This window comes from Piscinibacter sp. (assembly GCF_050175855.1).
GTDB lineage: Bacteria > Pseudomonadota > Gammaproteobacteria > Burkholderiales > Burkholderiaceae_C > Piscinibacter.
The window spans coordinates 1-5,433 of the sequence record NZ_JBFXIO010000344.1 but is presented as its reverse complement, the minus strand read 5'-3'; the positions used below and the strand labels follow the sequence as shown (position 1 = coordinate 5,433).

7 protein-coding genes are annotated in these 5,433 nt (G+C 69.3%); 3 read left to right on the top strand and 4 right to left on the bottom strand.

Features of this window, described 5'->3' with window-relative positions:
• From AB7U92_RS20925 to AB7U92_RS20915, 3 genes are all read left to right on the top strand, one after another.
• The coding region (locus AB7U92_RS20925; protein ID WP_428581551.1) for an aldehyde dehydrogenase family protein at positions 1-1,051 on the top strand (1,051 nt) is incomplete at its 5' end.
• Positions 1,052-1,459: 408 nt separating this feature from the next.
• Complete coding sequence (locus AB7U92_RS20920) at positions 1,460-2,005, top strand: Spy/CpxP family protein refolding chaperone (protein WP_428581548.1); 546 nt, start codon at positions 1,460-1,462, stop codon at positions 2,003-2,005.
• A gap of 24 nt (positions 2,006-2,029) precedes the next feature.
• Positions 2,030-2,257: an SHOCT domain-containing protein gene (locus AB7U92_RS20915; protein WP_428581546.1), complete on the top strand. Its 228-nt coding sequence runs from the start codon at positions 2,030-2,032 to the stop codon at positions 2,255-2,257.
• A 45-nt stretch (positions 2,258-2,302) separates the two neighbouring features.
• On the opposite strand, the gene AB7U92_RS20910 is transcribed toward AB7U92_RS20915, so the two are convergent.
• The 4 genes from AB7U92_RS20910 to AB7U92_RS20895 are packed head-to-tail and all read right to left on the bottom strand — an operon-like array spanning position 2,303 to position 5,431.
• Entirely contained in the window at positions 2,303-2,797 is a 495-nt protein-coding gene (locus AB7U92_RS20910) for a nucleoside deaminase (RefSeq protein WP_428581543.1), read from the bottom strand.
• Positions 2,798-2,811: 14 nt separating this feature from the next.
• On the bottom strand, positions 2,812-3,579 hold the full coding sequence (locus tag AB7U92_RS20905) for an ABC transporter permease (RefSeq protein ID WP_428581540.1): 768 nt from the start codon (positions 3,577-3,579) through the stop codon (positions 2,812-2,814).
• Positions 3,576-4,397: an ABC transporter ATP-binding protein gene (locus AB7U92_RS20900; RefSeq protein WP_428581537.1), complete on the bottom strand. Its 822-nt coding sequence runs from the start codon at positions 4,395-4,397 to the stop codon at positions 3,576-3,578. Before AB7U92_RS20900 ends, AB7U92_RS20905 begins: the two co-directional genes overlap by 4 nt.
• Positions 4,394-5,431 carry an ABC transporter substrate-binding protein gene (locus AB7U92_RS20895; protein ID WP_428581534.1) on the bottom strand — a complete coding sequence of 346 codons (1,038 nt, stop codon included), beginning with the start codon at positions 5,429-5,431 and terminating at the stop codon, positions 4,394-4,396. The genes AB7U92_RS20900 and AB7U92_RS20895 overlap by 4 nt, the downstream gene beginning before the upstream one ends.
• Positions 5,432-5,433: the final 2 nt, after the last annotated feature.

The following is a 5,433-nucleotide window of genomic DNA, read 5'->3' as shown; positions in this document are numbered from 1 at the left end:
CGTGCGCCAGCCGGCCGGCGTGGTGCTGGGCATCGCGCCGTGGAACGCGCCGATCATCCTGGGCGTGCGCGCCATCGCCACGCCGCTGGCCTGCGGCAACACGGTGATCCTCAAGGGCAGCGAGAACTGCCCGCGCACCCACCAGCTGATCATCGAGGCGCTGCAGGACGCCGGCTTCCCGCCCGGCGTCGTCAACTACGTGACCAACGCACCGGCCGACGCCGGCAAGGTGGTGGAGGCGATGGTGGCGCACCCGGCGGTGCGGCGCGTCAACTTCACCGGCAGCACGCGGGTGGGCAAGATCATCGCGATGACCTGCGCCAAGTACCTCAAGCCGGTGGTGCTGGAGCTCGGCGGCAAGGCGCCGCTGGTGATCCTCGACGATGCCGACATCGACGACGCGGTCAACGCCGCCGCCTTCGGCTGCTTCGCCAACTCGGGGCAGATCTGCATGTCCACCGAGCGCATCATCGTCGACGAGAAGATCGCCGAGGCCTTCATCGACAAGTTCGTCGGCAAGGCCAGCAAGCTGCCGCTGGGCGACCCGCGCAAGCCCGAGCCGGTGGTGCTGGGCTCGGTGGTGGGCATGGGCACGGTGGAGCACTGCAACGCGCTGATCGACGACGCGCTGGCCAAGGGCGCCAAGCTGCTGTGCGGCGGCAAGGCCAAGGACACGCTGATGCCCGCCACCGTGCTCGACCGCGTGACGCGCGACATGCGCATCTACCACGAGGAGACTTTCGGCCCGGTGAAGTGCATCGTGCGCGTGAAGGGCGTGGACGCGGCGGTGGACTGCGCCAACGATAACGAGTACGGCCTGTCAGCCGCGGTGTTCGGCCGCGACATCGCGCGGGCGATGAACGTCGCGCGGCGCATCGAGTCGGGCATCTGCCACGTCAATGCGCCGACGGTGCACGACGAGGCGCAGATGCCCTTCGGCGGCGTGAAGGGCTCGGGGCTCGGGCGATTCGGCGGCAAGGCCGGCATCGCCGAGTTCACCGAGCTGCGCTGGATCACGGTGCAGACGCAGCCGCGGCACTACCCGTTCTGATCCGGCGGCCACGCACGCAGCGTTCGCGCTCGTTCGGCCTGCACGTTCCAGCAGGCGTGAACGCTGTCTGTGTTCTCGGCCCGGAGGACTGCCGGGTCCCCTCGGGGGAGGAACGTCCGGATGGAGTCGCGTCGCCGTCGGCGGGCGGCTGACCTTCCCCGAGAGAGACCCGGGCGGGAATGACCGGCGAGGTGCTGATGCGGACGCCGACACCGACGCGGCAGCGATTCGGCGCGTGCCGGGAAGCGGTGGCGAGGGAAGTGCCGGGGGCAATGGCTGAGGCGGAGCCTGAGCCGTGCACGGCATCGCAGCCGCCGTCGCTGACTTGATCGAGCTCAACGCACAGGGCGCCCCGAGGCGCATGCTTTGCAAGACCTTGGCCCGTGGCCGATCAGCAAGGAGAGCACGATGCATGCGATCTTCAAGACACTCGGCGTCGTCACGCTGACGGCGTTCCTCGCGGCCTGCAATCACCCCTACGGCCCGGGCGGGCCGGGACCGGGCTATGGACCCGGCCCCGGCCCCGGCTACGGGCACGGCATGATGGGTGGACCCGGCAGTGGCTGGGGCATGGGCCCAGGCATGATGGGCGGCCCGTACGGTGGCTGGGGCATGGGCCCGGGGATGATGGGCGGGCCTTACGGCGGCTCGGGCATGGGCCCGGGCATGATGGGTGGCATGTGGGGCCTGGGCCGGCTGGATCTCAGTGCCGAGCAGCGCAGCAGGATCGACGCGATCCTCGCGGAGGAGCGGCGCAAGCACTGGGTGCTGATGCGCAGCATGCCCGAGCCGGGCGAGACGCTCGACGACAAGGGCGAGCGCAGCCGCTACGAGGCCATGGCCGCGCTGCACAGGCAGATGTTCGAGTCGCACCTGGAGGCGAGACGCCGCATCCTGGAGGTGCTGACGCCCGCGCAGCGCGAGCAGCTCGGGCCGCGCGGTCCGGCCCGCTGAGCGGGGTGCGCCATGTGGGGCCACATGGACGGTTGGGGGCCCGGCTGGGGCTGGTTTGCGATGGGCCATCTGCTGTGGTGGGTGCTGCTGCTCGTGGCAATCGCCGTGCTCGTGCGCTGGACCCTGGGCCACGGCCCGCACCGCAGCCCGGGGGGCAGCGACCGCGCCTTGGACCTGCTGCGCGAGCGCTACGCGCGCGGCGAGATCGATCAGCAGGAGTTCGAGGAGCGCAAGCGCGTGCTCGGCGGCTGAGGCCTCGTCTGCGCGGCAACCCGGCGCGCAGGCGCGCCGCATGGATCAGCGCTCCTTCCAGAAGCGCCGGTGCGACGCGGCGATGAATTCGGCCGCGGAAGGTACCGGCCCGATCACCCGCACCTCCTTCTGCCCGCGCGCGAACACCTCCCGGCAGGGCAGGTCCAGCGTCGGATTCTCGGCGTGGTTGCCGGTGAGACGCAGCAGCTCGCGCTCTTCCAACCCGTAGATCACGCGGCCGATGTGCGCCCAGTACTGGGTGCCGGAACACATCGCGCAGGGCTCGACGGTGGTGACCAGCGTGCAGCGCCACAGCAGCTCGGGCGGGAACTGCCGGGCCGCCTCGCGGGCCAGCACGGCCTCGGCATGGTTGACGCTGTCCACATTGCCCTGTTCGAGCAGCACCGTCTCGTGGTCGGGCGCGACCAGCAAGGCGCCGAAGGGGTGGTGACCATCGGCGGCGGCGCGCTCGGCCAGCGTCTGCGCGCGCTGCAGCAGCGTGATCACCTGGCCCGGCGTCGGCTCGGTGCGCTCGTCCATCGGCGCACTGTACGTCAGTGGCTTTGCGATCCGCGATGCGCCCAGGCCGTGGTGCGTTTCTCGATCACCGAGAACAGCTCGTACATCGCCATGGCCATGAGACCCACCACCACCAGGCCCGAGAAGGCCAGCCCCATCTGCATCGAACTGCCGGCCGAGATCAGCAGGTAGCCGATGCCCTCGTTGCTGGCGGTCATCTCGCTGACCGTGGTGCCCACGAAGGCCAGCGTGATCGCCACCTTGAGCGAACCGTAGAAGTAGGGCAGCGAGCGCGGCAGGCCCACCTTCGTCAGCACGTCCCAGCGCTTCGCGCCGAGCACGCGCAGCACGTCCTCCAGCTCCGGCTCCAGCGTGGCCAGGCCGGTGGCGATGTTGACCATGATCGGGAAGAAGCTGATCAGGAAGGCGGTCAGCACCGCCGGCCCGACGCCGATGCCGAACCACACCACCAGGATGGGCACGAAGGCGGCCTTCGGCAACGCGTTGAACCCGGTCATCAGCGGGTACATCGCGTCGTAGGCCAGACGCGAGCTGCCCATCAGGAAGCCCAGCAGCACGCCGACCACGATGGCGATGCCGAAGCCGACCATCGTCACCCAGAAGGTGCGCCAGGCGTGGCCGAGGATGGTGACGCGGTGCTCCCAGGACTGCTGCGCGATGCGCGCCGGGCTGGGAAAGATGAACTCGCTGACGTTGAACACCGAGCAGACCAGCTGCCAAAGCACGATGACCGCGAGCAGCAGCAGCAGCGGCGCGGCGCGCTCCAGCGGTGTCTTGTTCACGGTGCCGCCTCGCCGATCGCGCCCACGGGCTTTCGCATCGCGCCGATGTGTCCGCGCAGCTCATGGACGATGTCGGTGAACTGCGGCGTGTAGGTGATCTCCAGGTCGCGAGGGCGCGGCAGGTCGATCTCGCGGCGCACGACGAAGCGGCCCGGGCTGCGGCTCATCACGTAGACGGTGTCGGCGAGGAATACGCTCTCGCGCAGGTCGTGCGTCACCAGGATGACGTTGAACTTGCGCGCCGCCTGCAGGTCGCGCAGCGCGCACCACAGTTCCTCGCGGGTGAAGGCGTCGAGCGCGCCGAAGGGCTCGTCGAGCAGCAGCATCTTGGGCTCGTGGATCAGCGCGCGACAGATGCTGGCGCGCTGCTGCATGCCGCCGGAGAGTTGCCAGGGAAACTTGTCCTCGTAGCCGGCCAGGCCCACCGAGGCCAGCAGCGCGCGCGCCTTGGCGGCGTACTCGCCACGTTTCGCGCGGAAGCTGGAGCGGTACGGCTCGACGATCTCCAGCGGCAGCAGCACGTTGTCCAGCGTCGTGCGCCAGGGCAGCAGGCTCGGCGCCTGGAAGGCCATGCCGGTGATCTTCAGCGGCCCGGTCACCTGCTGGCCGCCGATGATCACCGTGCCCTTGCTCGGCCGCTTCAGCCCGGTGGCGAGCTTCATGAAGGTGCTCTTGCCGCAGCCGGAGGGCCCGACGATGGCGATGAACTCGCCTTCGCCGACCTTCAGGTCGATCGCCTCGACGGCGAACTGGCCCTGGGCCAGCAGCTCGTCGTTGTAGGCCAGCCAGACGTCGTGGAAATCGACGAAGGCGGTCATTTCCGGAAGATGCTGCGCTCGCCGACGCTGGGCAGGAACCCAGGGTTCCAGACGGCATTGGCGTTCACGCGTTCCTTCGTCGCGAATGCATCCGACACCTGGCTGGCCATCAGCGCGAGCCGGCCGGCGTTCACGTCGCCGAAGCCTTCGGCCTTGGCGTCGGGCGTCAGCACGGTCTGCTCGAGCGCGAGGTTGAGGCGGCGCAGTTCGAGCTCGGCATTGACGATGCCGTCGCGCTCCTTCACCGTGGCCACCGCCGCCTTCGGGTCGGCGATGACGTCCTTCATGCCCTTGGTGAAGGCGCGCAGGAAGGCCTTGACTGCTTCCGGGTTCTTCTTGAGGAAGTCCTCGCCGGCGATGATCACGTTGCCGTATAGCTTCACGCCGTGCTTGGCGTATGGCATCAGCACGATGTCTTCCGGCTTGACGCCGCGCGCCTCCAGGTTGAGCAGCGAGGTGAAGGAGAAGCCGGTGATCGCGTCGATGTCGCCGCGCACCAGCATGGTCTCGCGCAGCGGCGGATCCATCGCCGTCCACGTCACGTCCTTCACGTTGTTGGCCTTGGCGAAGATCGGCCAGGCGCGGCGGCCGGCGTCGAACACCGGCGCGCCCATCTTCTTCCCGGAGAGGTCGGCGGGTGTCTTGATGCCGGTCTTCTTCAGCGTCAGCACTGCGGCCGGCGTGTTGTTGTAGACCATCATCACCGCCACCGGCTTGTTCGGTGCGGTGGGGTTGTTGGCGTGGAACTCCATCAGCGCCGCCAGGTCGGCGAAGCCCATGTCGTAGGTCCCCGAGGCCACGCGCGTGACGGTGCCGCCCGAGCCGTTGCCGGCGTCGATGCTGACGTTGAGCTTCTCGGCCTTGAAGTGGCCCTTGGCGGCCGGGAAGAGGAAGAGCGCGGCCGGGCCCTCGAAGCGCCAGTCGAGCTGGAACTTGACCGGTGTTTCCTGCGCGTGCAGCGGCAGCGCGGCGAGCAGCGTGAGCGACGAGGCCGCCGCGGCAACCAGCGCGCGGCGGGAGAGGAACGACTTCAGGA

What these genes read in the sequence shown, in the direction of transcription:
- AB7U92_RS20920 (WP_428581548.1), top strand. Translation starts at nt 1,460, where the DNA reads ATGCATGCGATCTTCAAGACACTCGGCGTCGTCACGCTGACGGCGTTC.
- AB7U92_RS20915 (WP_428581546.1), top strand. Translation starts at nt 2,030, where the DNA reads ATGGACGGTTGGGGGCCCGGCTGGGGCTGGTTTGCGATGGGCCATCTG.
- AB7U92_RS20910 (WP_428581543.1), bottom strand. Translation starts at nt 2,797, where the DNA reads ATGGACGAGCGCACCGAGCCGACGCCGGGCCAGGTGATCACGCTGCTG.
- AB7U92_RS20900 (WP_428581537.1), bottom strand. Translation starts at nt 4,397, where the DNA reads ATGACCGCCTTCGTCGATTTCCACGACGTCTGGCTGGCCTACAACGAC.